General features: G+C 62.9%; 22 protein-coding genes and 1 tRNA gene. 15 read left to right on the forward strand and 8 right to left on the reverse strand.

The genetic code is table 11. The features are described from left to right. Nucleotides 1-229 precede the first annotated feature (229 nt). Complete coding sequence (locus CQ14_RS47805; RefSeq protein ID WP_156434891.1) at nucleotides 230-373, reverse strand: hypothetical protein; 144 nt, start codon at nucleotides 371-373, stop codon at nucleotides 230-232. Between the two features lie 118 nt (nucleotides 374-491). Then, nucleotides 492-1,178 (reverse strand): HAD hydrolase-like protein, encoded by a 687-nt coding sequence (locus CQ14_RS11335; protein WP_057857976.1) that lies wholly within the window; start codon nucleotides 1,176-1,178, stop codon nucleotides 492-494. 65 nt (nucleotides 1,179-1,243) lie between these two features. On the opposite strand from CQ14_RS11335, the gene CQ14_RS11340 reads away from it, so the two are divergent. From CQ14_RS11340 to CQ14_RS11370, 7 genes are all read left to right on the forward strand, one after another. Then, nucleotides 1,244-2,080 carry an SDR family NAD(P)-dependent oxidoreductase gene (locus CQ14_RS11340; RefSeq protein WP_057857977.1) on the forward strand — a complete coding sequence of 279 codons (837 nt, stop codon included), beginning with the start codon at nucleotides 1,244-1,246 and terminating at the stop codon, nucleotides 2,078-2,080. A gap of 96 nt (nucleotides 2,081-2,176) precedes the next feature. Continuing rightward, complete coding sequence (gene rpiA, locus CQ14_RS11345) at nucleotides 2,177-2,875, forward strand: ribose-5-phosphate isomerase RpiA (RefSeq protein ID WP_156434893.1); 699 nt, start codon at nucleotides 2,177-2,179, stop codon at nucleotides 2,873-2,875. 23 nt (nucleotides 2,876-2,898) lie between these two features. Beyond that, nucleotides 2,899-3,444: a DUF2059 domain-containing protein gene (locus CQ14_RS11350; protein WP_057857979.1), complete on the forward strand. Its 546-nt coding sequence runs from the start codon at nucleotides 2,899-2,901 to the stop codon at nucleotides 3,442-3,444. Nucleotides 3,445-3,494: 50 nt separating this feature from the next. Then, on the forward strand, nucleotides 3,495-4,880 hold the full coding sequence (gor, locus tag CQ14_RS11355; RefSeq protein WP_057857980.1) for a glutathione-disulfide reductase: 1,386 nt from the start codon (nucleotides 3,495-3,497) through the stop codon (nucleotides 4,878-4,880). Between the two features lie 111 nt (nucleotides 4,881-4,991). Beyond that, the gene (gene comJ / locus CQ14_RS11360; RefSeq protein ID WP_057857981.1) at nucleotides 4,992-5,519 is read left to right on the forward strand and encodes a competence protein ComJ; all 528 of its coding nucleotides are present in this window, start codon (nucleotides 4,992-4,994) and stop codon (nucleotides 5,517-5,519) included. A gap of 165 nt (nucleotides 5,520-5,684) precedes the next feature. Further along, entirely contained in the window at nucleotides 5,685-6,536 is an 852-nt protein-coding gene (locus CQ14_RS11365; RefSeq protein WP_057857982.1) for a 3-hydroxybutyryl-CoA dehydrogenase, read from the forward strand. A 97-nt stretch (nucleotides 6,537-6,633) separates the two neighbouring features. Continuing rightward, complete coding sequence (locus CQ14_RS11370) at nucleotides 6,634-6,903, forward strand: hypothetical protein (protein ID WP_057858113.1); 270 nt, start codon at nucleotides 6,634-6,636, stop codon at nucleotides 6,901-6,903. Between the two features lie 39 nt (nucleotides 6,904-6,942). On the opposite strand, the gene CQ14_RS11375 is transcribed toward CQ14_RS11370, so the two are convergent. Continuing rightward, nucleotides 6,943-8,019 carry a flavodoxin family protein gene (locus tag CQ14_RS11375; protein ID WP_057857983.1) on the reverse strand — a complete coding sequence of 359 codons (1,077 nt, stop codon included), beginning with the start codon at nucleotides 8,017-8,019 and terminating at the stop codon, nucleotides 6,943-6,945. Nucleotides 8,020-8,096: 77 nt separating this feature from the next. After that, nucleotides 8,097-8,687: a cysteine hydrolase family protein gene (locus CQ14_RS11380; RefSeq protein WP_057857984.1), complete on the reverse strand. Its 591-nt coding sequence runs from the start codon at nucleotides 8,685-8,687 to the stop codon at nucleotides 8,097-8,099. 313 nt (nucleotides 8,688-9,000) lie between these two features. Between CQ14_RS11380 and CQ14_RS46095 the strand changes: the two genes are divergently transcribed. Next, nucleotides 9,001-9,351 (forward strand): C40 family peptidase, encoded by a 351-nt coding sequence (locus CQ14_RS46095; RefSeq protein WP_245320300.1) that lies wholly within the window; start codon nucleotides 9,001-9,003, stop codon nucleotides 9,349-9,351. Between the two features lie 124 nt (nucleotides 9,352-9,475). Here CQ14_RS46095 and CQ14_RS11390 read toward each other — a convergent pair whose 3' ends face one another. Then, nucleotides 9,476-10,168, reverse strand: a complete 693-nt coding sequence (locus CQ14_RS11390; protein WP_057857985.1) for a TetR/AcrR family transcriptional regulator — start codon at nucleotides 10,166-10,168, stop codon at nucleotides 9,476-9,478. A gap of 202 nt (nucleotides 10,169-10,370) precedes the next feature. On the opposite strand from CQ14_RS11390, the gene CQ14_RS11395 reads away from it, so the two are divergent. The 4 genes from CQ14_RS11395 (at nucleotide 10,371) to CQ14_RS11410 (ending at nucleotide 14,181) form a co-directional block, all read left to right on the forward strand. Then, nucleotides 10,371-11,603 carry an acyl-CoA dehydrogenase family protein gene (locus CQ14_RS11395; protein ID WP_057857986.1) on the forward strand — a complete coding sequence of 411 codons (1,233 nt, stop codon included), beginning with the start codon at nucleotides 10,371-10,373 and terminating at the stop codon, nucleotides 11,601-11,603. Between the two features lie 196 nt (nucleotides 11,604-11,799). Beyond that, a complete protein-coding gene (locus CQ14_RS11400; RefSeq protein WP_057857987.1) occupies nucleotides 11,800-12,858 on the forward strand; it encodes a phosphotransferase family protein in 1,059 nt (352 codons plus the stop codon). A gap of 18 nt (nucleotides 12,859-12,876) precedes the next feature. Next, nucleotides 12,877-13,788, forward strand: a complete 912-nt coding sequence (locus tag CQ14_RS11405) for a DMT family transporter (RefSeq protein ID WP_057857988.1) — start codon at nucleotides 12,877-12,879, stop codon at nucleotides 13,786-13,788. A 45-nt stretch (nucleotides 13,789-13,833) separates the two neighbouring features. Beyond that, nucleotides 13,834-14,181 carry an NIPSNAP family protein gene (locus CQ14_RS11410; protein WP_057858115.1) on the forward strand — a complete coding sequence of 116 codons (348 nt, stop codon included), beginning with the start codon at nucleotides 13,834-13,836 and terminating at the stop codon, nucleotides 14,179-14,181. Between the two features lie 150 nt (nucleotides 14,182-14,331). Here the strand turns inward: CQ14_RS11410 and CQ14_RS11415 are convergent, their stop codons facing one another. After that, nucleotides 14,332-15,117: an SDR family NAD(P)-dependent oxidoreductase gene (locus CQ14_RS11415; protein ID WP_057857989.1), complete on the reverse strand. Its 786-nt coding sequence runs from the start codon at nucleotides 15,115-15,117 to the stop codon at nucleotides 14,332-14,334. A 138-nt stretch (nucleotides 15,118-15,255) separates the two neighbouring features. Here CQ14_RS11415 and CQ14_RS11420 point away from each other — a divergent pair, with 138 nt between their 5' ends. Next, nucleotides 15,256-15,966: a histidine phosphatase family protein gene (locus tag CQ14_RS11420; protein WP_057857990.1), complete on the forward strand. Its 711-nt coding sequence runs from the start codon at nucleotides 15,256-15,258 to the stop codon at nucleotides 15,964-15,966. A gap of 88 nt (nucleotides 15,967-16,054) precedes the next feature. After that, entirely contained in the window at nucleotides 16,055-16,822 is a 768-nt protein-coding gene (locus CQ14_RS11425; protein WP_057857991.1) for an SDR family NAD(P)-dependent oxidoreductase, read from the forward strand. Nucleotides 16,823-16,964: 142 nt separating this feature from the next. Here CQ14_RS11425 and CQ14_RS11430 read toward each other — a convergent pair whose 3' ends face one another. Beyond that, a complete protein-coding gene (locus CQ14_RS11430) occupies nucleotides 16,965-18,191 on the reverse strand; it encodes a serine hydrolase domain-containing protein (RefSeq protein ID WP_057857992.1) in 1,227 nt (408 codons plus the stop codon). Nucleotides 18,192-18,341: 150 nt separating this feature from the next. On the opposite strand from CQ14_RS11430, the gene CQ14_RS11435 reads away from it, so the two are divergent. Further along, nucleotides 18,342-18,417, forward strand: a tRNA-Trp gene (locus CQ14_RS11435). Between the two features lie 107 nt (nucleotides 18,418-18,524). Here CQ14_RS11435 and CQ14_RS11440 read toward each other — a convergent pair. After that, on the reverse strand, nucleotides 18,525-19,700 hold the full coding sequence (locus CQ14_RS11440; RefSeq protein ID WP_347337128.1) for an OpgC domain-containing protein: 1,176 nt from the start codon (nucleotides 19,698-19,700) through the stop codon (nucleotides 18,525-18,527). Nucleotides 19,701-19,945: the final 245 nt, after the last annotated feature.

The raw sequence follows: 19,945 nt of genomic DNA on the forward strand, positions 1-19,945 counted from the left end.
TCGAACTGCCTTGTAAAGAAGCTTCGTAAGAAGCCTAGCCTGCTGTTTCGCTAGCATAATCTAGGCACCTTGCAAGGCGCCTACAATGCGCCTCAGTGCGCGGGTTGCGCCGGGGCAGGGGCCGGGTTCGGGAACGGTGAGCCGGCAGCCGGCGCCGCGGCAGCCTTGGGCAGTTTCGGCTTCTTCGGCCGCATCGGCTTGCGCGCTCTCGGCGGTGGTGCGGCCGCCTTCAGTTCCGCGAATACCGGGTTGGCTCCAGGGTCGGCAGCGAGGCGAAATCGCCGGGATTGCGGATCACCTGTACCGGCAACGTCACCGGATGGAATTTCGGCACTGCAAAAGTAACGGAGAAGACGGCGTCGGGTGCGGGCACGTCGATCGATCGGGGGGCAGATGGGTCCGAGCGAGGTCGTGGAATCCGCGCCCGGCGGCATCGATTCCAGTGCAATCGGGGCCGGCGACGATAAAATTATCACAATAAAATCAAGTGGCTAGGCCCGCGAAACCGCCTTGCTCAATCCCTCCACTGCGGCCGGCAGTTCGCGCATATGCCCGATCAGCCGGTCGGGCTTGAGTTCGGCGATCGGCACATCGGTGTAGCCGAACTCGACCCCGATCACGGGAACGCCGGCCCGCCTGGCGACGCCGACGTCAGGTCCGGCATCGCCCACCATGATGGTCGCGCCGATATTCCCTCCGGCCCGGGCCACCGTCTGCTGCAGGATAATGGGGTCCGGCTTGGAGACGCCGAACGTGTCGGCGCCGCAGATCGCGGCAAACCGCCCGCTCAGGCCCAATTGGTCGAGCAGCCGCTTCGACAGCCATTCCAGCTTGTTGGTGCACACCGCAAATCGGCACCCCTGCGCCGCGAGGTCGTCCAGCGCCGCTTCCAGCCCCTCGAAGGGGCGCGAGGCGTCGGCGATGTGGGCGGCGTAATAGTCGATGAAATCCTTCGTGAGGCGGTTGAGCTCATCGGTATCAACGACGCGGCCGTCCACCTCGAGCCCACGCTCGATCAGCTTGCGCGCGCCGGCACCGATCATGTTGCGCGCGGATTTCATGGGAACGGGCGCCAGGCCTTCGCGCGCCAGCACGAAATTGAGCGCGGCAATCAGGTCGGGGGCGGTGTCGACGAGGGTGCCGTCGAGGTCGAAGACAACGGTGCGGGCAAAGGTCATGGGAATTCGCTAGCGGCAGGCGTCGCGTCATGCAAGTAGGGAACTTGAAATCCGGGAGGACAACCATGCGCGAGCTTGTGGGCAAGACCGCCTTTGTGACCGGCGGGGCCGGTGGAATCGGATTGGCGCTCGGGCGCGCGTTTGCGCGAGGCGGCATGAAAGTGATGCTGGCCGACATCGAGACGGAGGCGCTGCAGGCCGCCGTCACAAGCCTGCGGGAAATCTCGCCCGACGTCAGGGGTACGGTGTGCGACGTCGCCGATGCCGCGAGCGTGGAGCGCGCCGCCCAGGCCGCATTCGACGCCTTCGGCAAGGTGCACGTGGTCTGCAACAATGCCGGCGTCGCCGCAGGTGGCGGCATCGACGATATCTCGCTCGACAATTGGCGCTGGGTGATCGACGTCAACCTGATGGGCGTGCTTCACGGCATCAAGAGCTTCCTGCCGCACATCCGCGCGCACGGCGAGGGCGGCCATATCGTCAACACCGCCTCGATGGCGGGGATGCAGAGCGACCTGGGATTCAGCTCCTATGGCGCGAGCAAATTTGCCGTGGTGAGCATGTCGGAAGGGCTGAGCCTTCGGCTCAAGCCGCACGGCATCGGCGTCAGCGTGTTATGTCCAAGCTATGTGCGCACCCGCATCGGCGAGAGCGGGCGCAACCGGCCCGAGCGCTACGGCCCGGCGCAGCCACTCGATCCCGCCAGTCCGGCGGCCGCTTTGGTCGCCGAGATTGCCCGGAATATCGACGCCGGGCTTGAGCCCGACGCGGTCGCCGCGCGCGTGCTGGCCGCGATCCGCGACGATGAACTCTACATTTTTACCCATCCCGGAAGCCGCGCCGAGGTTGAGCCGCGTTTCGCCGCCATTTTGGCCGCAATGGATCGGGTTTCACCCCCATAATCCTTCTTCCGCGAGGCTTTTGGGCGCTGTTCCTGCCGGTAAAACGACGCTAGACATGCGCCCGCGGATCGGCGGATTCCTGGGAGCATCGTCAACGTGGATATGGATGGACTGAAACGGCAGGCGGCGGCGCAGGCGCTGGAGCATGTGCAGGACGGCATGAAGCTCGGGCTCGGCACCGGCTCGACCGCCAAGCATTTTGTCGACCTGCTCGGTCAGCGCGTGGCCGGTGGGTTGCGCGTGGTCGGCGTACCGACCTCGGAAGCGACCCGCGCCCAGGCCGAAGCCTGCAAGATTCCCCTGACGACGCTCGATGAAGTCGACCGGCTCGATCTTACGGTCGACGGCGCCGACGAACTCGATAGCGCGCTCAACCTGATCAAGGGGGGCGGCGGCGCGCTGCTGCGGGAGAAGATCGTGGCGGCGGCCTCGGATCGCATGATCGTGATTGCCGACGATACCAAATGGGTCGATGTCCTCGGCCGTTTCCCTCTACCTGTCGAGGTGATCCCGTTCGGGCTGGCCGCAACCCAGCGGGCCATGGCGGATGCATTTGCCCAAAGCGGCGTTTCCGGGCAAATGGGGCTCCGCAAGGGCAAGGACGGCCACGTTTTTGTCACCGATGGCGGCCACTGGATTGTCGATGCCCATCTCGGGCGCATTGCGGATGCGCCGCGTCTGGCGGGCCTGTTGAGCCTGATCCCGGGTGTCGTCGAACATGGGTTATTCATTGGCCTGGCCAGCATCGCCGTCCTGGCAGGTGCCCAGGGAATTCGCGTAGTTGAGCGGCGGTAACGCCGGTAATCGAGGAGAGTAGAATGAAGAGCCTTTCACGGATTTTGTCGGCGACCGGCCTTGCAGTGGGGCTGGCCCTGACCGCCGTTCCGGCCGGCGCGCAGCAGAAGCAGGCCCCTGCGGCGCCTGCGACCACGCAACTCAAGCCCGGCTCGCCGGCGGCGATCGCCGCCGCCAAGGAAATCCTGGCGATGAAGAACGCGAGCGCGATGTACGCCAACGCCGTTCCCAACCTGGTCCAGCAGACCAAGAATGTGCTGTTGCAGAGCAATCTGAACTACCAGAAGGATCTCAACGAGGTCGCCGAGATCGTCGCCAAGAATCTCGCCGGCCGCGAAAAGGAAATCGGCGACGGCATGGCGCAGGTCTATGCCAACGAGTTCACCGAGCAGGAGCTGAAGGATCTCGTCACCTTCTACAAGTCGCCGCTCGGCCAGAAGCTGCTCACGAGCGAGCCCCGTGCGATCCAGTTCAGCATGTCCTACATGAACCAGTGGGCGCAGCAATTTGCCGAAACGATCAACGGCCAGTTCCGCGCCGAGATGAAGAAGCGCGGCAAGGATATCTGATTCAAAAGGATATCTGATCCAAACCAGAGGCGACTTCGGGCGGAGTTGAGATGGCTGAGTTCGACGTCGATCTGTTTGTCATCGGTGGTGGTTCGGGCGGCGTGCGCGCCGCCCGCATCGCCGCTGGCCATGGCGCAAAAGTCATGGTCGCCGAAGAATACCGGATGGGCGGCACCTGCGTGATCCGTGGCTGCGTGCCGAAAAAGCTGTTCGTGCTCGGCTCGCACGTCCGCCACGAAATCGAGGACGCCGCCGGATTCGGCTGGACCATCCCCGAATTCTCCTTTGACTGGTCGACACTGGTCGCCAACAAGGACAAGGAGATCGCCCGCCTCGAAGGCATCTACGCCGCCAATGTCGAGAAAAGTTGCGCCCGCATCGCGAAAACCCGCGCGGTGCTGGAAGATGCCCACACGCTTCGCCTGATGACCGGCGAAACGGTCACCGCGAAATACATCCTGATCGCAACCGGCGGCGCGCCGAATCACGGCCGCGAGATCCCCGGCATCGAGCACGTGATTTCCTCCAACGAGGCGTTTCACCTCACCGAACTGCCGAAGCGCATCGTGATCCAGGGCGGCGGCTACATCGCGCTGGAATTCGCTGGCATCTTTGCCGGCTTCGGCTCTGACGTCACGGTGGTCTATCGCGGCGACAACATCTTGCGCGGTTTTGACGAGGACGTTCGCAAGCATGTCCGCGCCGAGATGGAGAAGCAGGGCATCACCATCATCACCGGCTGCACCATCGACAAGGTGGACAAGCACGGCAAGGAATTCACCACGCATTTATCGAGCGGTTCGAGCATCGCCTCTGAGAAGGTGATGTTCGCGATCGGCCGCCACCCGAACGTCGCCAATCTCGGGCTGGAGAAGGCCGGCGTCGCCATCAATCCGGCCAATGGCGGCATCGCCGTCGATGAATGGTCGAAGACCTCGGTCGACAACATCTATGCGATCGGCGACGTCACCCATCGTCTCAACCTGACCCCCGTCGCGATCCGCGAGGGCCACGCCTTTGCCGACACCGTGTTCGGCAAGCGCTCCGTAGCGGTCGATCACGCAACCATCCCGACGGCGGTATTCTCGCAGCCCGAAGTCGGCACCGTCGGCCTGACCGAAGCGCAGGCGCGCGCGCAGGTGAGCCATGTCGACATCTACAAGGCCGATTTCCGCCCGATCAAGGCGACGATGTCCGGCCGCGACACCCGCGTGCTGATGAAGCTCGTGGTCGACGGCACCACCGACCGCGTGCTCGGCTGTCACATCGTCGGCGACACCGCGGCCGAGATCGTGCAGGCGGTTGCGATTGCGGTGAAGATGAAGGCGACGAAAGCTGATTTCGACGCGACAATTGCGTTGCACCCGACAGCGGCGGAAGAGCTTGTGACGATGCGCACGCCGACGGCGCGGTATGTGCGGCAGGCGGCGGAGTAGATTTCGCGGCGACCCCGTAGCCCGGATGAGCGAAGCGACATCCGGGACTTCTCCCCGCATATCGCTTGCGCTCATGCGGGCCACATGCTCGCAACTTGCTGGGTGGGACCAATGGAAGATCGGTTGCTGGGCGCCGGACGGCTGTTTGCAAGTCACTACCAGATGGTCGTGTGTGATGATCCCTCCGCTGCGCTTAGCGATGACGCAAACTGGACCGACGAGAAGTCCGCCAGAGGCTTTGCCGGTACGCCGACATTTCGGATGATTGGCACTGAAGCAGACCCGAACGACCATTGGGTCGAACTCGTCGCGACAAGGCAGCCGCCGTCATTCGATGCGTGGCAGCGGATTACCTGTGTGCATTTTTTGTCGAGGGGTGGAAAAATTCACGTGATGTCCGTGGTGGACCACCAGCCGGTATTGTCCGCGGAAATCGAGCCGGGTGATTATAGGATCTACGCCGCGGCACAAAATCTGGGCATTGACCAGCTAACCCTTGGCGAAGATGGCCAGCTGACCGATTCCGAAATTTCGCTACGCAAGGACATCGAATGGTATCGACTGTTTGTCGTGCCTGGCAAGCCTGAAACGGAAGGCCGTCTCATAGATCGTCCTTCCCCATTGAGTCCCGGCGCGTAGGGGCGTAATCCGCCATTACCCAAGCGTAGCCGGATGAGCGGAGCCGTCCGGGTCTGTCAGCCCTGCATATCGCTTGCGCTCATGCGGGCTTCGCTGCCGGCTACCGATTGGCCCAACGCTCTGCTAACGGTACGAGCCAGCATCCAAACAACGGAGTTACCCATCATGATCGAACAAATCGGCATCGTAGGCGCGGGCACCATGGGTAACGGCATCGCCCAGGTGTGCGCCGCCGCCGGTCTTCCCGTGGTCATGACCGACATCTCCGACGCCGCGCTCACACGCGGCATGTCGGTTGTGTCGAGCAGTCTGGAGCGTCTCGTCAACAAGCAGAAGATGACCGACGCCGACCGCCAGGCCGCGCTGGCGCGGATCACGACGACCACGGACAATACGAAGTTCTCAACCTGCGATCTCGTGATCGAGGCGGCGACCGAGAATGAAGAGCTGAAGGTCAAGATCCTGAAGGATCTTTGCACGAAGATCCGGCCGCAGGCGCTGCTCGCCACCAACACCTCGTCGATCTCGATCACCAAGCTTGCCGCGGCGACGGACCGCCCGGACCGCTTCATCGGCATGCACTTCTTTAACCCGGTGCCGCTGATGGCGCTCTTGGAATTGATCCGCGGCCTGCAGACCTCGGACGATACCCATGCCAAGGCGGAAGCCTTTGCAAAACGGGTCGGCAAGGTGGCGATCACGGCGAAGAACAGTCCGGGCTTTGCGGTCAACCGAATCCTGTGCCCGATGATCAATGAGGCGATCTTCGCGCTTCAGGAGGGGATTGCGACCGCCGAGGACCTCGATGCCGGCATGAAGCTTGGCTGCAACCATCCGATCGGTCCGCTCGCGCTCGCCGACATGATCGGCCTCGACACCATGCTGTCGGTGATGGAAGTGTTCTACGAAGGCTTCAACGACCCGAAATACCGCCCCGCGCCGCTCTTGAAGGAAATGGTCGCCGCCGGCCATCTCGGCCGCAAGACCGGGCAGGGGTTTTACAGTTACGGGAAGTGAGCTTAGGTCAGGAAGTGCCGCTGGGAGACGCGTAGCCCGGATGAGCGAAAGCGACATCCGGGGCCTACTTGCTGGCTTGCGCAGGCAGGAGGCGCTCATGTCCGTGAATGCCGACGATCTTGCTGAAGTCGTGCGCTATGCGCTGGAGACTACCCGCGCCACAGCGGCATGCCCGTTCCACTGGGATGTGATCATCCGTATCGGCGATGACGCCGCCGAGAGCCATGCTTTCGAACGGGCCAGGAAAATCGTCAGGAGCGATGGCACAAATTGGCCGGCAGATGCTCTCAGGAAAGAGTTTGCCCGCCAGCTCGGAGCGGCCGCAGATGGTCGATGTCCCATGTGTGGGGTAGACGGCAGCGCGTAGTGTAGGAGGGTTTTGCTCCGCTCTACCCATCCTGCGCAGCTATTTCGGATTGGGATCGACGAGTCCCTTTCCGGGATTCTCGAATTTTCCCGCGCGCGCCAGCTTCACCGCATTACCGAGCGCACGCGCGGCGTTGCACACCTCGGCCTGGAAATCGTGGTCCTCGTCAAGCGCCTGGTGCGAGGTGGCATAGGGCTCCATGTAGCCGATATAGCCCTCGGCTTCGGCGGTGCGCCCCGCCGAGATCAGCGACATGTCGGTCAGCCAGTCCGACAGCGAGCGGCGCAGCATCTCGGCGCCGGCGCTGTCGCCGTGCACGACGAGCCCGAAATGCCGTCCCGCCAGATGCCGCGGGTAGGGCCAACCCTTCAGCTCCAGCGCCTTGGCCTGATCGGCATGCTTGCCATGGGTCGACGTCGGATCGGGATTGCCGCCGTCGGCGCAGACCAGCCGGTCGATCATCGCCTTCAGCGGCGTCGGCGCGTGATACCAGTTCACCGGCGTCACGATCAGGATGCCATGAGCTGCCACCCACAGCGGATAGATCTCGTTCATCCAGTCGTCGGTCTGGCCGAGCGCGTAGTTCGGATAGCAACTGCAGGGCCAGTGACAGAGCGGCATCGCGGTGGCGACGCAGGATTTGCAAGGGTGGATCTGCCGGCCGTACTCCGAAGCCAGCCGCGACAGGTCGAGAATGTCGACCGCAAATCCCATCCCGGCCAGCAGCGGCTCGGCGAGCTTGACCAGCCGCCACGTCTTCGACATCTCGCCGGGGCAGGTATGCTCGCTGCGCGCCGAGCCGTTGATGATCAGGATTCGTGGCTGCGCGGCCGCATCGTCGTGGCGCCGTTGCGCCGCGAGAATGGCCTCACGCGCCGCGAGCCAGTCCACCGAGATTTCGTACGCGGGATCGGCAAAACTCGGCCCCGCTTTTCGCGTCAGCGGCGCTTTACGCGAATGGCTGTAGGCGTCCCAGGCGGCCGCGACGATGGCGTCGAGCTCGCGCTGCAGCGGTTGGAAAACTGGATCGACGAAGCGGCGGCGATAGCGCGTCTCGAATTCCTCACGCGGCAATTTGACGGGCGGCATTCCCTTGCGTACGTCCTGTGCCGCCATGGTTCGATCCTTTCGCGATCGTTGTTGACGGCTCAACGTTGCAGCCGGAGCGCTGGTTCCGGAGTGGAGGCGGACTGTTAGTCCGGACGCCACATGTCGAACAGCTCCGCCGCGCTGACCAGATCGATCTGCTCGCTGAATCGCATCCGGTACATGGTCATCAGCGCATCGTGGCCGGCGTCGGACGAGCTGCACAGCGCGTCCTGCACGATGATGACGCGGAAGCCGAGATCGACCGCGCCGAGCACGGTGGAGAGCACGCAGACATCGGTCTCCGCGCCCGACACCACCACCGTGTCGACGTGTCGCTCGACCAGGAGATGACCGAGCCGGGAGCCGAAGAAGGCCGAATAAGCGGGCTTGTCGACGATAAGTGCCGGCGGCGAATAGCGCGCCAGCTCAGGCACGATATCGAGTGCGTTGGCTGCGAGATTGCCGCGCGTCGCGCGTTGCCATTTCGTGAAATAGGCCTGCCATTGGCCGCGCCGGTCTTCCGGTCGCTCCGGCGTGATGAAGCGCGAGAACACCGTACGCTCCCGGTAGCGCGCGCAGATCTCCGAGATGACCGGCAACACCCGCTCCATCCACGGCGTTTCCCACACGCCGCCCTTGGCGAATATGTTCTGCATATCGATGCACAGATGCGCAGCGTCGCGAATTCCCGCCATGTGCGGCCTCTCACCTCATCGGGAGGCTAATTCGGCAGACATGAACTGGTTTCAAGGATGCCTTGACGGTTGTGATGACGGTTCACGCGACCCGCAGTCCTTGATGCGAAGACGCGAGGTCAGTCATCTCAACCCGCGCGACATGATCGACGTGCGTTCTTGCCCCGGAGGGCAGGCGCGACATGCCTCCTTCGCCGATTCTAGGCGTTCACATTTGGGCAAGAATGGCAGTCATGCGGGAACCATCGAGGTCGAACGCGGTTGGCGGCGGGTTTGTACCCTCCCTCCAACCCCAGCGTTCGCGGAGTAATCGATGCTAAAGCCTCTCGCAGCGGCCTCTGTTATCCTGCTCGTGTTTTCCGCCCAGGCAAATGCGCGCCCTCACCATCGTCATTACGGCCATCGGGCCTGGTGCGGCAGCTATCTCAGCAAATATCTCGGCAAATCGGATCGACGCCTTGCGCTGGCGCGTTCCTGGGCGAACGAGGGCATGAACGCCGGCGGCCCCGGCATTGGCGTCGTGGTGGTTTGGCGGCATCACGTCGGAATCATCACCGGGCAGACGCCCGACGGCCAATGGATCGTTCACAGCGGCAATGACGGCGGCGCGGTGCGCACACGCGCCCGATCGCTGGCCCGCGCGATTGCATTCAGACGCGTGTAGCAAGTCGTTGATCGCAGGGTGGGCAAAGGCGCGCCAGCGCCGTGCCCACCATCTATCCGCGATAATTGTCGTGAATGGTGGGCACGCTTCGCTTTGCCCACCGTACGGCTATTCGTACGTCCGCTCAGAGGTCTTGCCGGGTCAGCCTTCCATGTGGCGCCGCCACTTTGCTGGGCGCCTTCCTCGCCGGCGCTTCGCCACCCGTCAGCGCCATCACCGAGACCGACACCACGCGGTCGACGATGGCATCCACATCGTTGAGGTCGCATTGCCCTTCGGACAATCTGGCCAGCCGCTCCTTTTCCCGGATCGTGTGATGCGACATCGCGAGCGCGAAGTGGAGCCCCCAATAGAGGTCGGCGTCGTCGCGGCCGGGCATCGCGCGGCGCATTGCGGCGATGAATTTTCGCAGATGATCGACCTCGCGGTTCTTGATGCGGCGGATCGGCGGCACCGATTCAATCGAGGCGCGGATCATGAAGCGCGCTGCTGTCGAGCCTTCGCGGTCGGGGCCGAGGCAGCCGCGCAGGGTAGGGCCGACCAGCGCATGCAATATGGCGTCGATCGGGGCGCGGCCGCCGCCCTTTTCCTCGGCAAGCTTCAATGCGTTGAGCCGCTCGCGGTTGGTGGCGAGGCTGCGGGTGACGAACAGCTCGGCGATCAATTCGTCCTTGGAGCCGAAATGATAATTCACCGCGGCGAGATTGACGTTCGCCTCCGCGACGATGTCGCGCAGCGTGACGTCGCCGAAGCCGCGATCGGCATAAAGCTTTTCCGCGGCGGCAAGGATGGCAGACCGGGTCCGATCGCTCGACATATCAGGCCCCCGTTTGCGGAGTTGCAATTCAAACACTTGTATGAAACTATCGTTTGAAGGGCCGGAAATGTCAACCGCCTGCGAACGTGTCGCATCTCCGGTCAGCCGGGCTGTCAGATTCGCAAAATGGCTTGCGGGCCATGGGTAGCGGGCAGACAGTGCGGCGCAACGATTTCAGAAAGCTAAAGGTGAGGAGCGTCCCATGAACTTCGATATGTCCGAAAAGCAAAAGGAATGGCTGAATCGCGTTCGCGCGTTCATGGACGCGCATGTCCGCCCGGCGGTGCCGATTTACAGGCAGCAGGACGAGGAGGGACCGCGCTGGAAGGTGATCCCGATCCTCGAAGACCTCAAGAAGAAGGCGCGCGCCGAAGGTCTCTGGAACATGTTCATGCCGCCGAACGCGCATGAGGACGACGAATTCCGCGGCGCGGGATTGACCAACCTGGAATACGCGCTGCTCGCCGAAGAGATGGGCCACATCGGCTGGGCTTCGGAAGTATTCAATTGCTCCGCACCCGATACCGGCAACATGGAAGTGTTCATGCGCTACGGTACCAAGGAGCAGAAGCGCAAATGGCTGCGCCCGCTGATGGACGGTGAAATCCGCTCCGCCTTCCTGATGACGGAGCCGGCGGTTGCATCCTCGGACGCGACCAACATCGAAACGCGCATCGAAAGCGACGGCGACCATTACGTCATCAACGGCCGCAAATGGTGGTCGTCCGGCGTCGGCGATCCCCGCTGCAAGATCGCGATCCTGATGGGCAAGACCGATCCGAAGGCCGCCAAGCACCAGCAGCAGTCGCAGATCCTGGTTCCGCTCGACACATCAGGCATCAAGGTCGAGAAAATGCTGCCGGTGTTCGGTTTCGACGACGCGCCGCATGGCCACGCCCAGGTGCTCCTGGAGAACGTCCGCGTTCCCAAGGCCAACATCCTGCTCGGCGAGGGCCGGGGCTTTGAAATCGCGCAGGGCCGTCTCGGTCCGGGCCGCATCCATCACTGCATGCGTACCATCGGCAAGGCCGAGGAGGCGCTGTCGAAGATGGTGAAGCGGCTGTCGTCGCGCACCGCCTTCGGCAAGAAGATCATCGAGCATTCGGTCTGGGAACAGCGCATCGCCGAAGCCCGCACCGATATCGAGATGAACCGCCTGCTGTGCCTCAAGGCCGCCGACATGATGGACAAGGTCGGCAACAAGACCGCGCAGCTTGAAATTGCCATGATCAAGGTGTCGGCGCCGAACATGGCGCTGAAGATCATCGACAACGCGATTCAGGCCTATGGCGGCGCCGGCGTTTCCGACGATGCAGGGCTTGCGCGGGACTATGCTTCCATGCGCACCATGCGCCTGGCGGATGGTCCGGACGAGGTGCATAACCGCGCCATTGCCAGACTTGAACTTCGGAAGTATGCAAACGCTACGCACTAATCCTGCTACGTCATAAGCGTCCTAACCCCTCATCCTGAGGAGCCCGCGGAGCGGGCGTCTCGAAGGATGTAGGCCACAGACGGGCCTCATGGTTCGAGACGCGCTCCGCGCTCCTCACCATGAGGTGCTTGTGACGGAGTACGACCAACGGGAACGCCTTATGGCGTTCCCCAAGAAATGTTGAGGGAGCGTCATCGTGGCGGACGGCGTCAGGAAAGACGAAGAATTCTCGGGCACGAAGGAAGTCGAGGAGCGTCATCGCATCAACGAGGCGAACCTCGATGCGTGGATGCGCGAGCATGTCGAGGGTTATCAGGGACCGCTGACCGTCCTGCAGTTCAAGGGCGGCCAGTCCAACCCGACCTACAAGCTGGAAACGCCCGGCCGATCCTATGTCATGCGCCGAAAGCCGTTCGGCAAGTTGCTGCCGTCGGCGCATGCGGTCGATCGCGAGTTCCGCGTCATCGCAGCGCTCGGCAAGCAGGGCTTTCCGGTCGCAAAGGCCTATGCGCTGTGCACCGACGACGCCGTGATCGGCGCCGCCTTCTACATCATGTCGATGGAGGAGGGCCGGGTGTTCTGGGATCCGACCCTGCCGAGCCAGACGCCGGATGCGCGCCGTAAAATCTTCACCAGCAAGATCGAGACGCTGGCAAAACTTCACGTCTTCAATCCGGAGACAATCGGGCTCGGCGATTTCGGCAAGCCGGGGAATTATTTCGCGCGCCAGATCGACCGCTGGACCAAGCAATACCGGGCGTCGGAAACGCAGCACATTCCGGAATTCGAGAAGGTGGCCGAATGGCTGCCGCGAACCGTACCTGAACAGAAGCGTGTCTCGATCGTCCATGGCGACTACCGCCTCGACAACATGATTTTCCATGCAACGGAACCGCGGGTGCAGGCGGTGCTGGATTGGGAGCTGTCGACGCTCGGCGATCCCATGGCCGACTTCACCTATCTCTTGATGCAGTGGACCATGCCGGGGCTCGCCAACGCCGATCTCAAGGCTCTGAACATTCCGAGCGTGGAGGAGGCGGCGCAGATCTATTGCGACGTCACCGGCATGGAAGTGCCCGACCTCAACTGGTACTTCGCCTACAACATGTTCCGCCTCGCCGGCATCACGCAGGGTATCGCCGGTCGTATCCGCGACGGCACCGCGGCCAATGCCAAGGCGCTGGAGTCGGCGGCGCGCACCGTGCCGCTGTCGAAATCTTCCTGGGAATACGCTCAGAAGGCCGGCGCGACCTGACCCGCGCCGTTATTTTCCTTGGCACTCTCCCCGAATGTTCGCGGCAGCCTGCTCATGGCGGTGTCCATGGCGGCGTTCACTGTGGTTGACACCATCACCAAGGCGGTGTCGTCAGAGATGAACATCGGCCAGGTGATGCTGGTGCGCGGGCTGTTTGCGATTCTGCTGGTCGCGGCGTTCGCGTACCAACAGGGCGCGCTGCGTCCGCTGCGCACGCTGATGCTTGGGCCGGTCGCGCTCAGGGTGCTGGGCGAGATCGGCGGCACGATCTCGTTCATGACGGCGCTCGTGCATCTGCCGCTTGCCAACACCTCGGCGATCTTGCAGGCGCTGCCGCTGGCGATCACGCTCGGCGCCGCCGTGATCTTCCGTGAGCCGGTCGGCTGGCGGCGCTGGTCGGCAATCGCCGCAGGCTTCATCGGCGTGCTCATCATCGTGCGGCCGGGGCTTGCGGGCTTCAGCCAGTTCTCGCTGCTCGCGCTGGTGGCGGTCGCGTTCTGCGCTCTGCGCGATCTCGCGACCCGGCGGATCCCCGCAAAGATCCCGTCGCTTTTCATCACCTTGCTGACGGCCGTGACGGTGACGACCGCCGGCGGCGTGATCCTCGTTCCGCTCGGCGGCTGGACGCCGCCGTCGACAGGCGCGCTCGGTCTCATGGCGCTGGCGGCAGTGCTGCTGCTGATCGGCTATCAGTGCATCATCATGGCGCTGCGCACCGGCGACATCTCGGCGGTGGCGCCGTTCCGATATTCCGCACTGCTATGGGCAATGATGCTCGGCTATCTCGTATTCGGCGACGTGCCCGATGCGATGATGGTGACGGGGGCTTCGATCATCGTAGCCTCCGGCCTCTACGCCTTCTACCGCGAGCGCATCCGCCACCGCGCGGTGGCGGCGGAATCATCCGGCCTGCCGCCGGACGGGTTGTAACCGGCGGCGTTGGGCCCATATCTCCGAGGCCGATTGGAGATGCCCATGATCCAGCAACTGCGCATCTACGAGATATTCGAAAAGAATAAAGCCGCGTTTCACGCCCGCTTTCGCGATCACGCCGCGCGCATCATGCAGACCAGATACGGTTTCCGCATTGTGGCCATGTGGGAAACGAAATTCGGCGACAGGACCGAGTTTGCCTATCTGCTGGAATGGCCGGATGAGGCGACCAAGACTGCAGCATGGTCGGCTTTCATGGCCGATACCGAATGGTCCGAGATCAAGCGCGTGACGCATGCCGAGCATGGCCTGATGGTGGGCCAGATCGAGGATCGTTTGCTGACGTCAACGGACTATTCGCCGGCGAAAGGCAGGAGCCTGCTTGCGTAGACAGCAGTCTCGTGTCCCGGATGCGGTGCGGCACGAAGTGACGCGCCGCAGAGCCGGGACCTATGTGCGTCACGCACCGCGGAAGCAATGGGCCCCGGCTCAGCAGCCCACCGTTACACGCTGCGCTGCGTCTGGGCTACGAGGAGCGCGCTAAACCGGCTTGCCCGTATACGGCATCGACGCGGTGAGGCCACCGTCGACCGGGATCGCCTGGCCGTTGACGTAGGACGCCTCGTCGCTGGCAAGGAACAGGCCCATCGCCGCGAGTTCGTGCGGCTGGCCGGCGCGCTTGAGCGGATTCAGCTGGCCGATCTTGTCCTGGGTGCCGCGCTCCTTGGCGCGGTCGAACACCGGTTTGGTCATGCCGGTCTCGATCAGGCCTGGGCACACCGCGTTGATGCGCACGCCGGTCCCGGAGAGCGAGTAGGCGGTGGTCTGCACCAGGCTGATGACGCCCGCCTTGCTGGCGCCGTAAGGGTGACCACTGGCGCCGGCCTTGAGGCCCGCGACGGATGCCGTGCAAACGATCGAGCCGGACTTCTGCTTGATCATGTGCGGCATCGAATGCTTGATCGCGAGGAACGGCCCGATCAAATTGACGCGCAGCACCTCCTGCCAGTGGTCGACGGTCTGCTCGGCGAGCGGCACCAGCCCACCGCTGACGCCGGCATTGGCCCAGATCGCATCGAGCCTGCCATATTTGGCGACCGCCTTGTCGATGAACGCCTTCACGTCGGTTTCCGAACCGGCATCGGCCATGACGGCTTCGACCGTGCCGCCGGCATCGCTGACCAACTTGGCGGTCTCCTTCACGCCCTCGGTCTTGTCGACGATGATGAGCTTCGCCCCCTCCCTGGAGAACAGCACCGACGCTGCGCGCCCGATGCCGCTGCCAGCACCTGTAATGACGACGGATTTGCCTTCGAGGCGGCCCATGAGTCTCTCCCTGATAGCTATGCGCTTAGGCGTCTGCCGCCTTGCGGAATTCAAACAAGATTTCAAACGTCAGATTCACTTGAGACGGTGACTGCTCTGACGTACAGCGACAACGAACAGTATTGAAGGGTCTTGGCGATGTCCAATGCAGGCAAACCGCTGATAGTTTCGACGCGATGGTGGTGGATTCGCCACGCGCCGGTGCGCGAAGATGAGGGCCGCATTTACGGACAGAAGGATCTCAACTGCGATACCAGCGACCGCGTCGTGTTCGAGGCGGTCGGAAAAATCCTGCCGCGGAACGCAGTCTGGTATGCAAGCAATCTGAAGCGTACGCACCAGACTGCCGATGCGATCTGGGCCGCTGGTTTTCCCAAGCCGTCAGATATGCCGCATGTGAACGCGTTCGCCGAACAGCATCTTGGCGACCTGCAGGGCATGAATCGCGCGGCATTTTATGCGAGTTTGCCGGCCGGCAGTCACTGGCTTACCGGCATCGATGAACCCGCGCCCGGCGGCGAGAGTTTCATGGACCTCTATAACCGCGTCTGCGCCGCCATCGAACGCATCAATGCCGAACAGGTGGGCAGGGACGTCATTGTCGTCGCGCATGGCGGCACGATCAGGGCCGCTGTCGCGCTTGCACTCGGCGGTCAGCCGGATAAAGGCCTCGCCTTCGATATCGACAATTGTTCGGTGACGCGGCTCGACCATCTCTCGGGCGCCAACTACACCGGCTGGCGGCTGCCGATGGTCAATCAGCAGCCCTGGATCGCGGACGCTTCGCACAACGCCATGCATCAGCCGGCGGGGCCGGAGATCGAGCCGCCGCCGACAAAACTCGCCTGATGCTCGGTTGTCGAAAACTGCAAACGCTGCTTAGTTCGAATTCAAGACGAAACCGGCATCGCGCCGGATCAACATTCGGGAGAGAGACATGAGCTTGTTCGACATGACCGGGAAAGTCGCCGTCATCACCGGCTCCACGCGCGGCATCGGCCGTGCCATTGCCGAGCGCATGGCCGAGCACGGCGCCAAGGTCGTGATCTCCTCGCGCAAGCAGGACGTCTGCGATCAGGTTGCCAAGGAAGTCAACGAGAAGTTCGGCGAGGGGACGGCGGTCGCGATCGCCGCGAACATCTCGAACAAGGAGAATTTGCAGAACCTCGTCGACGAATCCAACCGCGCCTTCGGCAAGATCGACGTGCTGGTCTGCAACGCCGCATCCAATCCTTATTACGGTCCGCTCGGCGGCATTTCCGACGACCAGTTCCGAAAAATCCTCGACAACAACATCGTCGCCAACAACTGGCTGATCAACATGGTGGTGCCGCAGATGATCGAGCGCAAGGACGGCTCGATCGTGATCGTGTCCTCGATCGGCGGCCTCAAGGGCTCGACCGTGCTCGGCGCCTATGCGATCTCGAAGGCCGCCGACATGCAGCTCGCGCGCAATCTCGCCTGCGAATACGGCAAGCACAATATCCGCGTGAACTGCATCGCGCCCGGCCTGATCAAGACCGATTTTGCGAAAGCGCTGTGGGACAATCCGGAAACGCTGAAGGCCTCCACCGCGCGCTCGCCACTGCTGCGCATCGGCGTGCCCGACGAGATCGCGGGCGCCGCGGTGCTGATGGGATCGAAGGCCGGCGACTTCATGACCGGCCAGACCATCGTGATCGACGGCGGCGCGACGATCAGTTGATCGGAGCTAGATCTGCGTACTCCCACTGGTGTCATCACCCGCGAAACCGGGTGATCCAGTACGCCGCGGCGACTGTGAATGATCGAGAATTCCGGCGGTACTGGATCCCCGCCTTGGCGGGGATGACAGTTGCGCGTGGGGCTTATTCCACCGCCGCGTACACCAGATCCCGCAGCAGGTTGCGGACATATTCGCGCTGGCCGGGGCCCTGCATCATGAACACCGTGAACAGGTCCTCGGCGGGGTCGATAAAGAAGAACGTGCCGGCCATCCCGCTCCAGAAGAACTGACCGAGCGAGCCCGGGAATGGCGCAATGCCCCGGTGCGTGCGGACGGCGAAGCCGAGACCGAAACCATGGCCGGGCGGCATCAGCGGCGAGTCGACCTTCACGCTTGGCGAGAGATGGTCCGACGCCATCAGCTCCAGCGTCTTGCGGCCGATGATCCTGGTGCCGTCGAGCGCGCCGCCGTTGAGCAGCATCTGGCAGAACCGCGCATAATCCATCGTCGTCGAGACCAGCCCGCCGCCGCCGGATTCCATCGAGGGCTTCTCCAGCATATTGAAGAGCTGCACCTTGTCGCCGTTCCAGGGATCGGTCGCAAAGGCCTCGGCGAGACGGCCGGCGTTGGCTTCCGGCGTATGGAACGCGGTCTCCGCCATCTGCAGCGGCGCCAAAATGCGTTCGGTGAGAAACGTGCCGAGCGACTTGCCGGAGACGACTTCGATGATGCGGCCCAAAACATCGGTCGAGCGGCTGTAATTCCATTCCGCACCCGGCTGGCAGATCAGCGGCATGCCGGCGATCATGGTCGCGTGCTCGGCATTGGTGATCTTGCGGCTGCGCAGCCGCGACTGCTGGTAGAGCTGCTGCACCAGGCCGTTGCCGGTGTGGTCGTAGGTCAGGCCCGAGGTGTGTCGCAGCAGGTCCTGCACCGTCATCGGCCGCTTCACCGGCACGAGGTCGAGCTTGCCGTCGTTCTCGACGCCGACCTTCTGCCCGGCAAACTCCGGAATGAATTTTGCCACGGGATCGCCCAGGATGAAGTGGCCGTCCTCGACCAGCATCATGATGCCGACCGAGACGATCGGCTTGGTCATCGAGAAGATGCGGAAGATGCTGTCATGGGCCATCGGCGTGCTGGCCGCAGGATTCAGCCGGCCGATCGCATCGAACCAGCCGACTTGGCCGCGCCGCGCCACCATGACCGTGGCGCCGGGGAGGGTGCCCTTGTCGACCTCGCGCTTGAAGGCATCCGACATCCGCTGCAACCGCGTCGTCGACAGCCCGATCGTTTCCGGCTTGGCATCGGGAAGAGAAGGGGTTTGGAGGGCGGGGGTCTGCCGGGCGGTGGCGGTCTGCGCGTTCATGGTCTCTCCCGTTGCGCTTGTTGTTTATAAGAGACCAAGTCTGGAGCAGAAGGCGTGCTTTGGGTAGGGCGGAAAGCCGCTTCGCCCTTGCAATCGGGGCATGGCCTATGCTTGAAACGGCACGAACCGACGCACGCGCCGGTTCCCTGCAGGAGTGTAGCTCAATTGGTAGAGCACCGGTCTCCAAAACCGGGGGTCGCAGGTTCGAGCCCTGCCACTCCTGCCAGTTAAATCAAAGACTTAGCTAGATTTTCGATGATGGCCGACGAGCCCGTTCGGGCGCTCCTTGGCGAACGACCCGCGTTGCCCGCCCGCCTTTAACCGAGCGTAAGATTACACGACTCGGATGGCTGCTCGTTCGGCGGGCCGAGCCAAGTCGCCGGGGGCCGCGTGGGGTTTGTCCAGGGACGGTAGACCAGCGGGGACATGCGCCGATTTTTCAACGCGCTTCGACCATGACCGATAATAGGCGACAGCCGTCATGATCGCGATGCCGGCGGTTCCGGCCACCAATTGAGCGATAATCCCGTCAGAAATCGTCTTCAGGACAAAATACCCGATGAACGAAAGGTAGATGCCGACGGCAAACACTTCGAGGGATTGCTGGCCGCACTTGATCAGCGGTTTCCAGATGGCAGCCTGGAGCCCAGCCGCATCGATCGGTATGAATCGCGCGCCCAGGATGATGACGATGGCGAGATGCAGGAAGCGATAGGGCGCCAGGTTTGTCTTGTCGTTCGGGTTGAAGGCTTCGAACAGAGCGCGCGGAAGCAGCCTCTGAATCTCCGGTATCAGCCCTGACAGCGTCATGACGGCCGCAAACAGCAAATAGGCCAATCCGAGTACGAGGATTGCCCTGGAGCGCACCAGGAAATGCAGCGTGTTGGCGCCCCCCAGTGCCAGCCATGCGCCCAGTACGAAAAGAAGCTGCCACGCGAACGGATTGAAATACCAAACGCCCGACGGATAGGAGGGCAGATTCCAGCTGAATTGCCGGGCGGCGAAATAGAGCAATATGGATCCCAGCATTACCCAGTTGCGGTGCCTGAGCATCAGCCAGAGCACCGGCGGGAAGGCGCCCATCAGGACCACGTATAGCGGCAGCACGTCGAGGTTCAGCGGCTTGTACCGGAGCAACAGCCCCTGCGTGATGGTTTCGACCGGCGCGTTCAACAGCGGCGCGACGTTATACCGATCGATCAAGTCGGGAGAACTGAACCCGTTTGAGAGGAAATGGACGGAAGCCAGATAGAACACGAACAGCAAAATGTGGGCGGCGTAGATTTGCCACACACGCCGCAACAGCCTCGTTGTTCCAAAGACGAAGCCGCCCTCGAGCATTCGTCTGCCGAAGACGAGCGCCGAGGTGTAGCCGGAAATGAACACGAACAGATCGGCACCGTCGCTGAAGCCGTAGTTTCGGAACGAAAACCAGGCCAGTACGCTGGTGGAGACGTGGCCGAGGAACATCAGCCAATTGGCGAGACCGCGGAACAGGTCCAGCCGCAAATCCCGCTTCGAAGCTGGAAGTACAAGCTCGACCTTCATTGCTCTCGGTCTACATCGGATAAGCGTCGCAACGCGCCAATGCCTCTCAGCGCGGAAGCAGTTTGCGCCCGCGAAATGATAAAGGCGGCCGAGCGGGGGCTCGTTGAGCCATGTCAAAATCAAGGAACCGGCCCCGGCAGCCGGTGCCGGTTGGGATGATCGGCCGCAGGGGGGGACGCCATGGAGGCGGTCCGAGAAAAAGCGGA

The sequence above is a fragment of the Bradyrhizobium lablabi genome (genome assembly GCF_001440475.1).
Taxonomy (GTDB): Bacteria; Pseudomonadota; Alphaproteobacteria; order Rhizobiales; family Xanthobacteraceae; genus Bradyrhizobium; species Bradyrhizobium lablabi.

What these genes read in the sequence shown, in the direction of transcription:
- CQ14_RS11365 (WP_057857982.1), top strand. Translation starts at nt 5,685, where the DNA reads ATGATCGAACAAATCGGCATCGTAGGCGCGGGCACCATGGGTAACGGC.
- comJ (WP_057857981.1), top strand. Translation starts at nt 4,992, where the DNA reads ATGGAAGATCGGTTGCTGGGCGCCGGACGGCTGTTTGCAAGTCACTAC.
- CQ14_RS11375 (WP_057857983.1), bottom strand. Translation starts at nt 8,019, where the DNA reads ATGGCGGCACAGGACGTACGCAAGGGAATGCCGCCCGTCAAATTGCCG.
- CQ14_RS11335 (WP_057857976.1), bottom strand. Translation starts at nt 1,178, where the DNA reads ATGACCTTTGCCCGCACCGTTGTCTTCGACCTCGACGGCACCCTCGTC.
- CQ14_RS11420 (WP_057857990.1), top strand. Translation starts at nt 15,256, where the DNA reads ATGTCCAATGCAGGCAAACCGCTGATAGTTTCGACGCGATGGTGGTGG.
- CQ14_RS46095 (WP_245320300.1), top strand. Translation starts at nt 9,001, where the DNA reads ATGCTAAAGCCTCTCGCAGCGGCCTCTGTTATCCTGCTCGTGTTTTCC.
- CQ14_RS11410 (WP_057858115.1), top strand. Translation starts at nt 13,834, where the DNA reads ATGATCCAGCAACTGCGCATCTACGAGATATTCGAAAAGAATAAAGCC.
- CQ14_RS11425 (WP_057857991.1), top strand. Translation starts at nt 16,055, where the DNA reads ATGAGCTTGTTCGACATGACCGGGAAAGTCGCCGTCATCACCGGCTCC.
- CQ14_RS11395 (WP_057857986.1), top strand. Translation starts at nt 10,371, where the DNA reads ATGAACTTCGATATGTCCGAAAAGCAAAAGGAATGGCTGAATCGCGTT.
- CQ14_RS11340 (WP_057857977.1), top strand. Translation starts at nt 1,244, where the DNA reads ATGCGCGAGCTTGTGGGCAAGACCGCCTTTGTGACCGGCGGGGCCGGT.
- CQ14_RS11390 (WP_057857985.1), bottom strand. Translation starts at nt 10,168, where the DNA reads ATGTCGAGCGATCGGACCCGGTCTGCCATCCTTGCCGCCGCGGAAAAG.
- CQ14_RS11380 (WP_057857984.1), bottom strand. Translation starts at nt 8,687, where the DNA reads ATGGCGGGAATTCGCGACGCTGCGCATCTGTGCATCGATATGCAGAAC.
- CQ14_RS11370 (WP_057858113.1), top strand. Translation starts at nt 6,634, where the DNA reads ATGTCCGTGAATGCCGACGATCTTGCTGAAGTCGTGCGCTATGCGCTG.
- CQ14_RS11430 (WP_057857992.1), bottom strand. Translation starts at nt 18,191, where the DNA reads ATGAACGCGCAGACCGCCACCGCCCGGCAGACCCCCGCCCTCCAAACC.
- CQ14_RS11350 (WP_057857979.1), top strand. Translation starts at nt 2,899, where the DNA reads ATGAAGAGCCTTTCACGGATTTTGTCGGCGACCGGCCTTGCAGTGGGG.
- gor (WP_057857980.1), top strand. Translation starts at nt 3,495, where the DNA reads ATGGCTGAGTTCGACGTCGATCTGTTTGTCATCGGTGGTGGTTCGGGC.
- CQ14_RS11415 (WP_057857989.1), bottom strand. Translation starts at nt 15,117, where the DNA reads ATGGGCCGCCTCGAAGGCAAATCCGTCGTCATTACAGGTGCTGGCAGC.